The sequence below is a fragment of the Microbacterium sp. UBA3486 genome (assembly GCF_002377845.1).
Classification (GTDB): domain Bacteria; phylum Actinomycetota; class Actinomycetes; order Actinomycetales; family Microbacteriaceae; genus Microbacterium; species Microbacterium maritypicum_A.
Window position 1 is genome coordinate 37,303 of sequence record NZ_DFQP01000040.1, and the last position, 13,471, is coordinate 50,773.

Here is a 13,471-nt window from a genome sequence, read left to right on the forward strand (position 1 = left end):
AATATTGTGCCCGTTAGGCGGCGATAATGCCCAACCCGGCTGCGGATCCCTTCTCGCTATCGAGGCCATAGAGGGCGCGCGCGCAGGCCTCCAACGGAGTGATGTCGTCCTCAGGGCGGTTCTTCTCGTCGGGGCGCCCGAAAGCCCATGACCCAGTGGTACCGAAGGCGCGGCGTACCGCAAGCTCAGCGGAGTCGTCCAATGGGTCTTGGCCGGCGTAGTGAACGAGGTCTCCCGCCTTCAACGTCTTCATGAACAAGACGGCGCCGCGGGGGATATCCGACCGCGCCACGCTCTTCGTCCGAACCATCGGTCGAGCCTGGGCAATTACGGCGATCTCCACGTTCTCAGTCGGACGCCCGGAATCAAACAACACTTGGCGCTTCAACTTGCGAGCAGTCCTGACGACCTCCTTCGCGAAGCCCTCAACGGTCGCCTGGTGGTGCAACAACGCAACATGCCGCTTCCGGCCTTTGCCCTTCCACGCCGCCGCGAGGGAACACCAGCGCCCGTCCGGGTCGATCGCGATAGCCAATGCCACAACCGCAGGCAGCTTCACATCAAGCAACGTTGACTCCAACCGTGAGCCAGTCCAGTCAGGCTGCTTGATCAGTGCGGACGCCGAACCCTCAGACCCGGGCATACCCAAGTACTCCGTGTTGAAAGCACCTGGCGTTGCCTTCATCGCATTGAAGTTGTCGCGCACGTCGGACAGGGGAGTGGTGAACCCGATTCCCGGATGGTTCAACTCGATCAGCTCACGCACGCGCGCCTTCGGATGCTCATCGTCGGGCTCCCACGCCTCCAACTCCTCCGGGTCAGTGTCCTCGTCGATGCCGTGGCGGATCACTCCGGCACCCTCCATCGTCAAGACATGCCACAACAGATTCCCCTTCTGGTACTCCGGCGCCGTGCCCGACACAATCATCTGCGGGCGGTAACGACCATCCAGCGTCGGCGGAATCGACGTCATCATGTCAGCCGTCAGCTCCGGCGTCGCATCCTGCCCCTCGTCAACCCACGCGATGTCATACGCGCCCGACGTGAAAGCATCATTTCCCGGCGCATACGCGTTGAAGTACGACCCATTAGGCCACCGGATATGCTCTGTGCCCTTCCCGGTGTTCACGATGAACGGCCGTGACGGCTTATCCGGATACAGGCGCTCAACGTGCGAAACGATGTCCTTCCGGAACCGCTCACCCGTCTTCTGCCCACCATCCGCCTTCGCCATGGTCCAGCCCACCAGGTAGTCCTCCCGCAGCGAGCACCGACCCATGATCACCGCCTGCACGGCCGTCGTCTTCGTCGTGCGCCGCGGCTCAAGGATCCCGTTGAACTTCCGACCCGCGTTCAGCATGTCCGCGATCACAAGCTGAATCGGCGACGGACCAAACCCACCATCCGACCGACGCCTCTTATCCATCCGCAGCAAACGAGCTCCCTCAAGGAACTCCAACCGCGTTTCCTCCGTCGTCATCAACTCCGTCACACCGGCAGGCTCAGGAATCAGCGACCGCCACTCCAACCACGTTGACTCATCACGCAGATCGTCCATCGTCGGCAGAACGGAAGGGAGAGGGGCGCGTGTTGAGCCGTAGGCGGGGGGCCGACCGTCTTGCCCAGAAAAAACCGCGTCGTCGTTCACGCCCATGCTGGCTTCACTACTCCTGATGTCTTCGCCTGTCGTCGGGCGTTGGTGAGCTTCGCGCCGATTCGTCCGCCGTGGCTGCGGTTGCCATGTCTGCATTCGGGTGCGGCGTTGTCGATGCCGTTGCCGCCGTGAAGCGTGATGTGTCCAACGTCGTACGGCTGACCCTCGGGGATGATGTGTCCGTGTCGCCAGCACGTCACGTCGTCACCTCGAGCCCATGCAAGCCGGACCTGTTGACGGATGATGCGGCAGGTCTTGCGCCACTCGGGGTCACGGTGCTTCTCACTCATGCGGCACGCTCCAAGCGGCGCAGCGCTCTGAGCACACCAGACACGCTCATGCCAACCTGATCGGCTACCTGTTGCATCGTGCAGCCAGACGCGCGCAGTTGACGGATCAGGAGGTCTCGGCCGTAGTTCACACGCTTACCGCGACCCTGACCACCGATGACCTCTGTCGTCCTTAGCCCATGGCTTGCCGCGTGCGTGCGGGCTTCGTTGAATGCCGTCGTGCTGTCCGCACACCAGCCGCCGTTGTCACAGCCAGAGCACCCCCACACAGCGCTGCCACCGTCACGTGGTTCCTCAGCCCAGACGCTCACAGGGTCACTCCGAAGTTGCCGGGTGCGGACGGATCTCCCCAGACTTCGGATTCTCCTGGAATCACTGTGGCCCAGGTATCAACCACTTCATCCTGGCCTTGCCTTTCCTCGCCTAGCCTGTCCTGTGTAGTCCCCGGGACATGTCCCCGGGACGCATCCTGGAAGGTTCGTGTGGAGTCAGGGCACGTCACGCCGCAGAGTGAGTGATCACCTGCCTTGTGTGCTCGTTGACGCGCGTGCTTTTCGCGGTCAGCGCGGCGAGCCTTCTCGAGCGTTTCGAACTCTGCTCGGCTGGTTTGGCTCGCCTGATAGTCGAGCATCGTCCAGCCGCCTGCTTGTTCAGCCCAGAGCCCCGCGATGATCAGGCGGGGGATGCAGGATCGATCGAACTTGGGAACGTAGTCCAGGTCATCTGGGGTGATGTATCCATCTGTTCGGTTCTCCACCATCCATGTCCCCGCGGTGACGAATCCCTTGAAGTCGTCACCGCGGAGGGTCATCACGCGCCGATCGTTTAGCCATCGGCCGGCGAAGCGGAAGTCGCTCACGGAATCAGAAGCCCGTCGTCAGGGTCGTGCGGTGCATTCCCGCCTTCCGGCGTGCCGATGGCTGGGTCATTGGGTGTCGGCTTGGGAGGATTCCAGAACTCTTCGGACGAGGCGTGGAAGTCGGGAGCCCCGTACCCGTCGGACAGGTAGTCGACGATTGCCTGGCCGAGGTCAGCGGCCGAAAGCTCGTACCCCTTGCCTTCGTTCGTGGAGTACACGTAGCAGAGGCGCAGGATCTCGGTGATGTCTGCCTTGGCGGTCTCGTCGTAGGGACTCATCTGGTCGTTGATGATGTGTGCCATGAGTTCGTAGCTCTTGTCGGGGTTGTAGCTGTTGCGGAGGCTCACTGGTTCTTCTCCTTCTGGGCTCCGATGAACAAGAACTCCGTGCCCTGTTCGCCTTCGATCGTGCCGATGTACTCGTATTCGCCTTCGCATCTGAATCGCCACCGTGTGGGGCCACCGCCCTTGACGATCGCGCCGGCAGCCCCACGGCAGATCCACTCGCATGAGTCGGCTTGGTGGGCCATGAGCATGTCGTACGAGCCGAGCTCTTCGTACTGCCGAACCACGTGCACGTGCGTCCCGGTAGTGATGGCCTTGCGAAGGTCGTTGCCGACGCTGAGGCGGCTCAGACGCAGCACTGGGATATCCATCCAGGACAGGTCGGAAAGCATCTGCGTGAGCAGTTGGTCGCGCTCAATGCTGAGTGCCGCCTGCTTCTGTTCGATCGCTTCGATCGCCGCGAGCAGTGACCGAGTGGGTGTCGTCTCGACATTCGGGGAAGTAACGGTTAAAGTGGACATATCAAGTTCCTTCGGGAATCTCGCCGTCGCCCTGTTCCAGCAGGTCGGCGGCTTTCTTTTTGGCGGTGGCTGTTGCCATCGCCAGTACTGCGGGTGTGTCCGGTTTCGCTGGGTTCTGCTGGCGCTTCAGCCATTCGAAGACGGTTTCGTCGACGTGCTCAGCGAGTGGGCCGCTGCGCGTTGACGGGGCAACGTGGGACCCTCCTACGCGGCGGGCCACTTAGGTGGCCTCCGCGAAAGCTGCATCGATGAACGCCTCAACGTCGGACTCCCGGAAGCAGACGCGACCTGCGATCTTGGCGTGCTTCGGCGCGGTTCCCTGCTGGATCATCCAGCGGAGTTGTGACGGGGATCGACCTAGACGTTCCGCGACGCCGTCGACGAACAAGATCCTGTTGATGGGAGCGGCCACCACTACCTCCTGGTTTCTAGTCGGATCCAACTAGTTCTCAGGTAACCACAATAGCGAGTCGTTTGCAACTAGAACACACCGTAGTTGCCCACAACTCGAATCCGGTATCATCTGTCGTATGGCTACGGATGACGAACAGATCGGTAAGAACTTGGTGAGCCTCCGCGGAGAGATGAGCCAGAAGGATCTCGCCGACGCGATGCGCAAGCTCGGATTCCGGTGGTCTCAGGCGACCGTTTGGAGTATCGAAAAGGGCGAGAGGCCGCTCCGCTTGAGTGAGGCAGAGTCGGTCGCGGACATCCTTGGGGAGTCCGTAAACATGTTGTTGGCTAGCGGGGAGAAGTTCACTCTCACCATGCTCTTCCGTAAGGTGCGCGAGCCGCTCGACGAGATCGAAGCCCTTGCCGCTGAGGCCTTCCAAGAGCAGAAGATGTTGGCGTTGTTGACCGGGGTCGCGCTCGATGACGAGACTCGGGAACTAGCTCTCAGGGACTCGCCCATCCGATCTGCTTGGACAGGCATGGTTGGGGTCATCGAGAAGCACGACGCGTGGCGTAGAACCTCGGATCGGGTTGAAGGCCCTGAGGCTCTGGCCAGCGACTCGCCCGAGTACGATGCCTTCATCGAATTCTGGCGAGACGAAATTACACGATACGCACCGAACCGGGATGACGATGGCGAGCGTCAAGCAGAGAGCTAACGGCGTCTGGCGGGCGCGCTACCGCGATGACAGTGGCCGGGAGTACTCGGCGCATCGAAAGACGAAGCGCGCGGCTCAGGCGTGGCTTGACGAGCGTACGGCAGAGCTCTTGGGTGGCACTCACCTCGAGCCGGCGAAGGCTCGCGTCACATTGGGGGAGTGGGCCGAATCGTGGTTGCGGGGATATGAGCGTCATCGGGCGTCAACAGTCCGCCAAGCACGCGTGCACATCCGCGTCATCACCGAGGATCTCGGACACCGGCCGCTGAAGTCTGTGCGCCCGTCAGAGGTGCGCACCTGGGTTGTTAGCCTCTCGGGTCGCGGGTACTCGCCGAGCTATGTCTACGCCCTGCACCGGCGCCTCTCGCAGCTGTTCACCGATGCGCAGCACGACGGCCTGGTGGCGAAGAACCCGTGCTCGAGGCGGACATCGCCAGCGGCGCCGAAGCAACGAGCGTACGTCGCGACGACCGAGCAGGTGTGGGCTCTCCACGATGCGCTGCCCGAGTACTTCCGTCCTGTCGTTCTGCTCGGCGCGTTCGCGGGTCTCCGCGTTGCAGAGATCGCGGCGCTGCGTGTCGAGGACGTCGACTTCATGCGCGGTATCATCACGCCCGCGATCCAGTACCCAGGCGAAGAGCTCAAGACCGAGACATCGAAGACACCGATACCGATCCCTGCGGATCTCGCCGTCATGCTCAACACCAACCCGGTGAAGTGGGGGAGCAGCACCATCGTCGTCGGCGCATTCGGCCGTCCCGTCGCGCCGTACACGATCGAGACGGCGTTCAAGACCGCGAGAGCGGCCGTGGAAGGCCTGCCCGAGGGGTTCCGCATCCACGACCTCCGCCACTACTTTGCGTCCCTGCTCATCGCCGCTGGCCTCGACATCAAGACGGTGCAGGCTCGACTGCGCCACGCCTCGGCGAAGACCACGCTCGACACATACGGGCACATGTGGCCCGACCGAGACGAGTCCTCGCGAGCCGCTGTGGCCGCAGCGCTGGTCCGTGTTCCCGGAGCGAAGAAGCTGCCGATCTAAGGCTGATTGTTGATCGGGTCCTGTCGAAACGCTGCTAGTCGCGCTCGGTAGCCCGCCAGGTCGGCGTCGCCCGCCATGTAGGCGCTGATGCGAACGTTTAGCTGTGACGCCCAGGCGTTGTACCTTGCGACGAGCGTGCTGAGTGGCTGCCTATCGAACGCATTGCCGCGCCCAGACTGCGCAGCGCGCTTGTTCAGCCCCGCTGCCGCTAGGAGCACACTGCCCGCGTAGTGCTCGTCTTCGAGCCACTGGTGCACGTCCGAATCTGAGGCGTCCCGATCGATGGTTGACTTCAGTTCCGCATGAGCAGCGGTGGTTGAGTCCGATCCGATCTCCGCTTCCGTAAGAGGGAGATTCGCGACGAGAAGGCGTAATGCGGCGAGGTTGGTCATGCCACCGACTGTAGCGGGCAGGACAGCAGAGAGCCCGCCCCAGCAGGGACGCTGGAACGGGCTCTATCTGAGATTCTGCGGACTTCCGGCGGACTAACCCCAGGAATCCCGCGGAATCTAGCTACACTCCGAAGTACAGCTCGTACTCGAACGGGTGCGGACGCTGCGCCATCGGCAGGATCTCGTTCTCGTACTTGTAGGAGATCCAGGTCTCGATGAGCTCCTTGGTGAACACGCCGCCCTCGAGGAGGAACTGGTGGTCGGCCGCCAGCGCGTCGAGCGAGTCGAGCAGGGAGTTCGGAACCTGCGGGATGTCCTTGGCCTCCTCGGGCGGAAGCTCGTAGAGGTCCTTGTCGACCGGCTCGTGCGGCTCGATGCGGTTCTTGATGCCGTCGAGCCCTGCCATCAGCTGCGCGGCGAAGGCGAGGTACGGGTTGCCGGAGGCGTCGGGGGCGCGGAACTCGATGCGCTTTGCCTTGGGGTTCGAGCCCGTGATCGGGATGCGGATCGCGGCGGAGCGGTTTCCGGCCGAGTAGACCAGGTTCACCGGAGCCTCGAAGCCCTTGACCAGGCGGTGGTAGCTGTTCAGGGTCGGGTTGGTGAAGGCGAGCAGGGCCGGCGCGTGCGCCAGGATGCCACCGATGTACCAGCGCGCGATGTCGCTGAGCTGACCGTAGCCGGCCTCGTCGTAGAACAGCGGCTTGCCGTCGCTCCACAGCGACTGGTGGGTGTGCATGCCCGAGCCGTTGTCACCGTAGAGGGGCTTGGGCATGAAGGTCGCGACCTTGCCCCACTCCTCGGCGGTGTTCTTGACGATGTACTTGAACTTGAGGATGTCGTCCGCCGCGTGCACCATCGTGTCGAAGCGGTAGTTGATCTCCTGCTGGCCGCCGGTGCCGACCTCGTGGTGCGAGCGCTCGAGGATGAACCCGGCGTCGATCAGCTTGAGGGTGATGTCATCACGCAGGTCGGCTGTCTTGTCGACCGGGCTGACCGGGAAGTACCCACCCTTGTACGGGGTCTTGTTGCCGAGGTTTCCGCCCTCTTCCTCGCGACCGGTGTTCCAGGCGCCCTCTTCCGAGTCGACGCTGTAGAAGCTGGAGTTGGACGTGACGTTGTAGCGGACGTCGTCGAAGATGTAGAACTCGGCCTCGGGGGCGAAGAAGGCGGTGTCGGCGATGCCGGTCGAGGTCAGGTACTTCTCGGCCTTCTTGGCGACCTGACGCGGGTCCTTCGAGTAGATCTCGCCGGTGCGCGGGTTGTAGATGTCGAACAGCATGACGAGCGTGCTCGCCTCGCGGAACGGGTCGACGTACGCCGTCGTGACGTCGGGGATGAGCTGCATGTCGGACTCGTGGATGCTCGCGAAGCCGCGGATCGACGAGCCGTCGAACAGCTGGCCGTCGGTGAAGAAAGCCTCGTCGACCGTCGATGCAGGAATGTTGAAGTGCTGCTGAACACCCGGGAGATCGGTGAAACGGATGTCAAGGAACTTGACGTCGTTCTCCTTGATGTAGCTCAGTACCTCGGACGAATCTTTGAACATGTACGACTCCTGTAATGCGGATCGATGGCTTCACGGCCACTCTGCAGAGTACGGACGGGGGATTTCTCTACGGTATCCGCTTTGTTTCGGGCGTGTTACAGGCGCGAAGACGTCAGAGCGGCATTTCGCGCTCGGTAGGCTGGGGGAGTGACGGATGCTGTGAACACGTACCCCGGTGAACGACTCGGACTCCCCGAATCCGGCTCCGGGAGCATCGCCCGTCCCGGACGCCGCATCGGAGCGCTCCTGATCGACTACACCGCGGCGACGATCATCGCGACCGGATTCCTCGGATTCAACCAGTTCGCACTGCCGACGGAAGCCGGCCTGAGCCAGTTCGCTCCGATGCTGGTGTTCGCCGTGTTGCAGATCGTCTTCATCCCGACCGCCGGCGGCAGCCCGGGACACCGTATCCTCGGCATGCGTCTTGCTCGCATGGACGGGAGCTGGGTCGGTCTGTGGCGTCCGATCGTCCGCACGCTTCTGCTCGTGGTCGTCGTGCCTGCGGTGATCTGGGATGCCGATCAGCGCGGTCTCCACGACAAGGCCGTCGGCACGGTTCTGATCCGCACCTGACCTGCGGCGGGCTGCCGTCAGTCTCGCCCGCGGTTGCGCCGACGTGCTTCGCGCGGGGCTCGTCCGCCGAGGAACGAGCGGGCGGGGTCGACCACGTAGCCGCGGCGCAGCGCCTCCCGGCCGATGAGCATCCGGAAGCCCATCTCGTCGCGGTTGCTCAGGGTGACCTCCGCCAGCACCTCGCGGTCCACCAGCCGGATCAGCAGCTCGACCACGAGGCGTTCCTGGGCGTGCCCGGACGAGCTCCGCACCGCACGACGATCATGGATCGGGCATTCGACGACGACCGCGTCCTCCTGGCTGTCCTGCCAGGGCTTGACCTTGAACCGCACCCACGGCTGCTCGTCCTGTTCGAACTCCACGATGTCGAAAGCATGCAGAGACGACGTGCGCGCACCCGTGTCGATCTTGGCCTTCAGCCAGTCCACTCCGAGATCGGGCAGGCTCACCCATTCTCGCCACCCCGTAAGGGTGTTTGAATGGGGGGTAGTCCTACTCACCTGATACATCCTGGCAGGAAAAATCCCCCGTGAAGATCGCAGTGCTCTCCCGCGCGCCGCAGGCGTACTCCACCCAGCGGCTGCGTGCAGCCGCGCTTCAACGCGGACACAACGTCAAGGTGCTCAACACTCTGCGCTTCGCGATCGATCTCACCGCCGAGGAACCGGACCTGCATTACCGGGGTCGCCAGCTCAGCGACTACGACGCGATCCTCCCGCGCATCGGGAACTCGATCACGTACTTCGGCACGGCCGTCGTGCGCCAGTTCGAGCAGATGGACGTCTACACGCCGAACACGGCGAACGGGATCTCGAGCGCACGTGACAAGCTGCGAGCGAACCAGATCCTCTCGCGCCACAACATCGCGATGCCGCCGACCGCGTTCGTGCGCAACCGCGCCGACGTCCGTCCGGCGATCGAGCGCGTGGGCGGGGCTCCGGTCGTGATCAAGCTCCTGGAAGGTACACAGGGGATCGGGGTCATCCTCGCCCCTCAGGTGAAGGTCGCCGAGGCCATCATCGAGACCCTGCACTCCACCAAGCAGAACGTGCTCATCCAGAAGTTCATCTCGGAGAGCCGCGGTCGCGACATCCGGGCGCTGGTCGTCGGTGACCGTGTCGTCGCGGCGATGCGACGATCGGCGGCCGGTGACGAGTTCCGATCCAACGTGCACCGTGGCGGATCGGTCGAGGCCATCGAGCTCGATCCGGTCTATGAGCGTGCGGCCGTGCGCTCGGCCCAGATCATGGGCCTGCGTGTGGCCGGTGTCGACATGCTCGAGGGGGACGACGGCCCGCTCGTCATGGAGGTCAACTCCTCACCCGGGCTGCAGGGCATCGAGACGGCCACCAAGCTCGACGTCGCCGGCGCCATCATCGACTACATCGCCGGTCAGGTCGCCTTCCCCGAGATCGACGTGCGTCAGCGTCTCACCGTCTCGACGGGCTATGGCGTCGCCGAGCTGATGGTCCACGGCGCGGTCGACCTCGTCGGGAAGACCCTGGGGGAGGCCGGGCTCTGGGAACGCGACATCACGGTCCTCACGCTGCACCGAGGAGTCAGTGTCATTCCCAACCCGCGCAAGCACGTCGTCCTGGAAGCCGATGACCGGCTGTTCTGCTTCGGCAAGCTCGACGAGATGCGCTCCATGGTTCCTGAGCGTCGTCGTCGGCGCGCCAAAGTCCGCAGGCTGCCGCGACAGCCTCTCTCCGAGTGAAAGAGAGCGCGGCCACCCTCACAGGAGGATGGCCGCGCTCGGTGCTTCTGAGGTGCGGAGAGTCAACGAGGACGCTGGGAGCGCACCTTGGTCGGGTCGATGCCCTTCGGGATCGGCAGCGATGACAGCGACTGGGAGACGGAGTCCACGCGGCGGATGACGGCGGCCATCGTGGCCTTGTCGATCGCCTTCGGGAGCTTCTTGATCGTCTTCGAGAGATCGGCGATCGCCACCTCGTCGTCGCCGTGACCGACGTAGAGGACGGTGACCGGGACGCCGTGCGCGACACGCTGTGCCTTGCTGCGCTCCTCGTTGACGAGACGCGTCAATCGGCCGCGTGCACCTTCACCGACGATGACGATGCCTCCGCGCCCGATGGTGCGGTACACAGCCTCCTGGGTCTTCGGGTTGATGCCGACGGGAGTCTCGGATGCCTGCCAGCTGCGCCCGAGGCTCGTGCTGAGCACGTGTCCGGTGGCGCCGGGCATGCCGTCGATCTTGCTGTACATGGCGGAGGTCGAGAGGCGCGTCATCAGGAACAGGGCACCGAGGATGCCGAGCATGAGACCGGTGATCCCCCAGAGCACGAGCGTCCAGATCTGGAAGGGCGGGATGAGATAGCCGGCGACGAGGCCGAGCAGCACGCCGCCGATGAGGATGGCAGCCTGCGCCCACGGCAACCAGGAGTATGCCTCACGTGTGAACCGGAAGAGGGACTTGATCTGGGAGAAGAACCCAGGACGCTTTTCGGGTTCAGGAGCACGCTTTGCCATGAGGACCAGCCTACCGAGTCCCGGAGCCTCCTGATGTCGGCGTTCGCGCGAAGCGGAGGGGACCGGCGCCACCACTCCTGCACATCAGAGGATTCGGCGGAATCCGTCGCGATCACCCCCGGGCACCGGGATCGGGCTGAGGTCTGCGCTGTGATGGAGCAATGGAAGACATCGCGATCGACGACGGCCGGGGCGGGCCGCTCGTACCGGGCGCGCATCGCGTGGTGAGAACGCTCGATGCGACGGAGGGGCCCTTCCCCGGCACTCTCGTCACGAACGGGGACGGCGTCGCCGTGAGAGTGGACGCGGCGGCGCTCGGCGGGTGGGTGGGATGGGGCTTCTCCGGCGCCGAACACATCGCTGCGCCGATCGATGTCGTCCGGCGCCAGGGAGGGCACGACGTGTTGCTTCCGTGGTGCATCGAGCGTGTGTGCAGCTTCCTGGGCCGCCGTTCGGTGGGAGGAGGGGGCATCACGCCGGGCGAAACCACCACTCTCGTCGTCAGTCTCCTGCGGGGACTCGACGAGTTGGGAGAGGGCATCGACGGCATGCGCACCGGGGCATGGTGGCTGACGGATGGCGGGCGACCGGTGTTCGTGCTGGGGGACGGCACGGACGCGAGGACGGGGACCGTGGAGATCCTGGAACAGTTGACGGAGCGGAGTTCGGACAAAGTGCTCAGACGCGCGACCGGTGCGATCGAGGAGGCCCTGCGGAAGGTCATCACCCAGCCGCGTCTGCCCCGCAGGCTCACCGAGACGTGGGAGCAGTCGATGCTCGACGTCGCCGCGCCGCAGCCGCTCGAACGCGAGATCCATGCTGCGGAACGAGCGCGGGACGTCGCCCGTGCCGTCGTTCCGCACGTCTCTGGCCTTCACGAAGGGGGGCGAAGTCTGCGCGCGGACCGGACTCCGAGCAGGGGGTCGCGTCGCGGAAGCCGCGCGCGGGAGGCGATCGGCGACGCGATGCGCTCATCGATCGGCGAGGTTCTTGCGCGTGTGGATCGCATGAGAGGAACGCAGGCTTCGCGAACCGGTCGCCAGAGCGTACGCCGTGGGCGATCCGCTGAGACCGGGAAGCTGCGTCGACGTTCCCTGCTCGTCGCGGGCGCGGCTGCGGCGCTTGTGCTTGCCGGCGGACTGCTGCTGCCGGAGGGAGAAGCGTCGGTTAAGGGCGCTGACCTGTCTGGTGGCAGTGGTCAGGCGCGGGCATCGTCGTCGCCCGAAGATGCGTCTCCGGCGGCCTCGCCTTCCGTGATCGGGGCACCGGAAGAGAGTGAGGACTCCGACCCTGAGGACTCAGCCCCCGAGGGCTCAGAGCCCGAGGAGTCGGCCGCGGGCATCGATCCCGTGGCGGCAGCCTCATCGCTCCTCCGCGCGATCGCGGATTGTCGGGCCGCGGGAGACACCTCGTGCGCAGACGCGGTGTCCGGCGACGCCGCGCGAGTGATGAAGGCCCTCGACGGGCTGCCGCCCTCGGCCGCGGAACTGGTGGATGAATACGGCGACGTCGCGGTGGTGCGCCTCGCATCGGCAGGTCGGGAGGGAGGCGCGAAGGGGGAAGAGGGCGGGGAGGAAGACGAGGGTTCGGATCAGACTATCGTCGTGCTCATCCGCACAGGAGAGAAATGGCTGGTCCGCGACGTCTACGACGTCGCGGANNGCGCCCCCCCCGACGTCGCGGACCAGCCAGGATGACTCTTCGCCCGTCAGGCGCCGAGCTGAGCGGCGAACTGTGCCGACTCGAGTCGCGCCTTCACGGCGCCCAGGAAGCGGGCGGCGTCTGCACCGTCGATGATGCGGTGGTCATAGGAGAGAGCGAGGTACACGTACGACCGGACAGCGATCGCGTCGGTGCCTCCGACCTTCACGAGACCCGGACGCTTGACGACCGTTCCGGTGCCCAGGATCGCCGACTGCGGCAAGAACACGACCGGGGTGTCGAACAGGGCACCACGCGAACCGGTGTTGGTCAGCGTGAACGTTCCACCGGCCAGCTCGTCGGGCTTCAGCTTGTTGTCGCGGGTCCGTGCCGCAAGATCGGCGATCTCGTGGGCGATCTGGGCGATGTTCTTCGACGCCGCGTCACGCAGTACCGGCGTCAGCAGGCCCCGCTCGGTGTCGACCGCGATCGAGACGTTCTCGCTGGCCGGGTAGACGATGTTCTCACCGTCGACCGTCGCGTTGACGATCGGGAACGCCTGCAGGGCCTCGGCCGTGGCGAGAGCGAAGAACGGCAGGAAGGAGAGCTTGTCGCCCGTCTTCTCGAGGAACGACGCCTTCACGCTGTCGCGGTACTCGGCGAGGGCCGTGACATCGACCTCGACGACCGTGGTCAACTGTGCCGTCTGCTGCATCGACTCGACAGCGCGCTTGGCGAGGACCTTGCGCAGACGCGACATCGGCTGGGTCGTCCCACGAAGAGGCGACACCTCGAGCGGAGCAGGGGCCGCTGCTGCTGCAGCGGGCGCCGACTTCGCGGTCTCCGCGGCCTTCAGCACGTCTTCCTTGCGGATGCGACCGCCCACACCGGTTCCGGTGACGGAAGCCAGATCCACGCCCTGCTGCGACGCCAGTCGGCGCACGAGCGGGGTCACATAGAGGTTGTCGTTCTCGGTGGGGAGCGCGAGCTTCGATGCGGGCTGAGCGGCGGCAGGGGCCGGAGCAGCAGCGGGTGCCGGAGCAGCCGGGGCCGGTGCAGCGGCA

At 64.8% G+C, this 13,471-nt stretch carries 17 protein-coding genes; 5 read left to right on the forward strand and 12 right to left on the reverse strand.

What is annotated here, in order from left to right:
- Window positions 1-13 precede the first annotated feature (13 nt).
- From B2869_RS05960 to B2869_RS05985, 7 genes are all read right to left on the reverse strand, one after another.
- Window positions 14-1,654 (reverse strand): hypothetical protein, encoded by a 1,641-nt coding sequence (locus B2869_RS05960; RefSeq protein ID WP_292763767.1) that lies wholly within the window; start codon window positions 1,652-1,654, stop codon window positions 14-16.
- Window positions 1,645-1,944, reverse strand: coding sequence for a hypothetical protein (locus B2869_RS05965; RefSeq protein WP_292763770.1), 300 nt, complete (start codon window positions 1,942-1,944; stop codon window positions 1,645-1,647). The genes B2869_RS05960 and B2869_RS05965 overlap by 10 nt, the downstream gene beginning before the upstream one ends.
- Window positions 1,941-2,255 carry a winged helix-turn-helix domain-containing protein gene (locus B2869_RS18740; RefSeq protein WP_414683269.1) on the reverse strand — a complete coding sequence of 105 codons (315 nt, stop codon included), beginning with the start codon at window positions 2,253-2,255 and terminating at the stop codon, window positions 1,941-1,943. The genes B2869_RS05965 and B2869_RS18740 overlap by 4 nt, the downstream gene beginning before the upstream one ends.
- Entirely contained in the window at window positions 2,252-2,803 is a 552-nt protein-coding gene (locus tag B2869_RS05970; RefSeq protein ID WP_292763773.1) for a hypothetical protein, read from the reverse strand. The genes B2869_RS18740 and B2869_RS05970 overlap by 4 nt, the downstream gene beginning before the upstream one ends.
- The gene (locus B2869_RS05975) at window positions 2,800-3,150 is read right to left on the reverse strand and encodes a hypothetical protein (protein ID WP_292763776.1); all 351 of its coding nucleotides are present in this window, start codon (window positions 3,148-3,150) and stop codon (window positions 2,800-2,802) included. Before B2869_RS05975 ends, B2869_RS05970 begins: the two co-directional genes overlap by 4 nt.
- On the reverse strand, window positions 3,147-3,608 hold the full coding sequence (locus B2869_RS05980; protein WP_292763779.1) for a hypothetical protein: 462 nt from the start codon (window positions 3,606-3,608) through the stop codon (window positions 3,147-3,149). The genes B2869_RS05975 and B2869_RS05980 overlap by 4 nt, the downstream gene beginning before the upstream one ends.
- A 220-nt stretch (window positions 3,609-3,828) precedes the next feature.
- Window positions 3,829-4,020, reverse strand: coding sequence for a helix-turn-helix transcriptional regulator (locus B2869_RS05985; protein ID WP_292763782.1), 192 nt, complete (start codon window positions 4,018-4,020; stop codon window positions 3,829-3,831).
- A gap of 118 nt (window positions 4,021-4,138) precedes the next feature.
- Between B2869_RS05985 and B2869_RS05990 the strand changes: the two genes are divergently transcribed.
- Together B2869_RS05990 and B2869_RS05995 are read left to right on the forward strand one after the other, a co-directional pair.
- On the forward strand, window positions 4,139-4,720 hold the full coding sequence (locus B2869_RS05990) for a helix-turn-helix domain-containing protein (RefSeq protein WP_292763784.1): 582 nt from the start codon (window positions 4,139-4,141) through the stop codon (window positions 4,718-4,720).
- Window positions 4,721-4,943: 223 nt separating this feature from the next.
- Entirely contained in the window at window positions 4,944-5,762 is an 819-nt protein-coding gene (locus tag B2869_RS05995) for a tyrosine-type recombinase/integrase (protein WP_292763787.1), read from the forward strand.
- On the opposite strand, the gene B2869_RS06000 is transcribed toward B2869_RS05995, so the two are convergent.
- Together B2869_RS06000 and glnA are read right to left on the reverse strand one after the other, a co-directional pair.
- On the reverse strand, window positions 5,759-6,154 hold the full coding sequence (locus B2869_RS06000) for a hypothetical protein (RefSeq protein ID WP_292763790.1): 396 nt from the start codon (window positions 6,152-6,154) through the stop codon (window positions 5,759-5,761). The two genes, B2869_RS05995 and B2869_RS06000, sit on opposite strands and share 4 nt — an antisense overlap.
- 121 nt (window positions 6,155-6,275) lie before the next feature.
- Entirely contained in the window at window positions 6,276-7,700 is a 1,425-nt protein-coding gene (gene glnA / locus B2869_RS06005; protein WP_021200702.1) for a type I glutamate--ammonia ligase, read from the reverse strand.
- Between the two features lie 147 nt (window positions 7,701-7,847).
- Between glnA and B2869_RS06010 the strand changes: the two genes are divergently transcribed.
- Complete coding sequence (locus B2869_RS06010) at window positions 7,848-8,276, forward strand: RDD family protein (RefSeq protein WP_029260307.1); 429 nt, start codon at window positions 7,848-7,850, stop codon at window positions 8,274-8,276.
- Between the two features lie 17 nt (window positions 8,277-8,293).
- Here B2869_RS06010 and B2869_RS06015 read toward each other — a convergent pair whose 3' ends face one another.
- Window positions 8,294-8,785, reverse strand: a complete 492-nt coding sequence (locus B2869_RS06015) for an ATP-dependent zinc protease (RefSeq protein ID WP_029260308.1) — start codon at window positions 8,783-8,785, stop codon at window positions 8,294-8,296.
- A 20-nt stretch (window positions 8,786-8,805) separates the two neighbouring features.
- Here B2869_RS06015 and B2869_RS06020 point away from each other — a divergent pair, with 20 nt between their 5' ends.
- The gene (locus B2869_RS06020; protein ID WP_017830470.1) at window positions 8,806-9,993 is read left to right on the forward strand and encodes a RimK family alpha-L-glutamate ligase; all 1,188 of its coding nucleotides are present in this window, start codon (window positions 8,806-8,808) and stop codon (window positions 9,991-9,993) included.
- 62 nt (window positions 9,994-10,055) lie between these two features.
- Here the strand turns inward: B2869_RS06020 and B2869_RS06025 are convergent, their stop codons facing one another.
- Window positions 10,056-10,766: a DUF4191 domain-containing protein gene (locus tag B2869_RS06025; RefSeq protein WP_021200699.1), complete on the reverse strand. Its 711-nt coding sequence runs from the start codon at window positions 10,764-10,766 to the stop codon at window positions 10,056-10,058.
- A 161-nt stretch (window positions 10,767-10,927) separates the two neighbouring features.
- Here B2869_RS06025 and B2869_RS06030 point away from each other — a divergent pair, with 161 nt between their 5' ends.
- Window positions 10,928-12,463: a hypothetical protein gene (locus B2869_RS06030; RefSeq protein WP_292763807.1), complete on the forward strand. Its 1,536-nt coding sequence runs from the start codon at window positions 10,928-10,930 to the stop codon at window positions 12,461-12,463.
- An 11-nt stretch (window positions 12,464-12,474) separates the two neighbouring features.
- Here B2869_RS06030 and B2869_RS06035 read toward each other — a convergent pair.
- Window positions 12,475-13,471, reverse strand: a 997-nt coding sequence (locus B2869_RS06035; RefSeq protein WP_292763809.1) for a 2-oxo acid dehydrogenase subunit E2, incomplete at its 5' end; no start/stop codon positions are given.

Coding starts and splice junctions, on each gene's coding strand:
- B2869_RS05965 (WP_292763770.1), bottom strand. CDS start 1,944: ATGAGTGAGAAGCACCGTGACCCCGAGTGGCGCAAGACCTGCCGCATC.
- B2869_RS06015 (WP_029260308.1), bottom strand. CDS start 8,785: ATGTATCAGGTGAGTAGGACTACCCCCCATTCAAACACCCTTACGGGG.
- B2869_RS05980 (WP_292763779.1), bottom strand. CDS start 3,608: ATGTCCACTTTAACCGTTACTTCCCCGAATGTCGAGACGACACCCACT.
- glnA (WP_021200702.1), bottom strand. CDS start 7,700: ATGTTCAAAGATTCGTCCGAGGTACTGAGCTACATCAAGGAGAACGAC.
- B2869_RS06025 (WP_021200699.1), bottom strand. CDS start 10,766: ATGGCAAAGCGTGCTCCTGAACCCGAAAAGCGTCCTGGGTTCTTCTCC.
- B2869_RS05990 (WP_292763784.1), top strand. CDS start 4,139: ATGGCTACGGATGACGAACAGATCGGTAAGAACTTGGTGAGCCTCCGC.
- B2869_RS06000 (WP_292763790.1), bottom strand. CDS start 6,154: ATGACCAACCTCGCCGCATTACGCCTTCTCGTCGCGAATCTCCCTCTT.
- B2869_RS05960 (WP_292763767.1), bottom strand. CDS start 1,654: ATGGGCGTGAACGACGACGCGGTTTTTTCTGGGCAAGACGGTCGGCCC.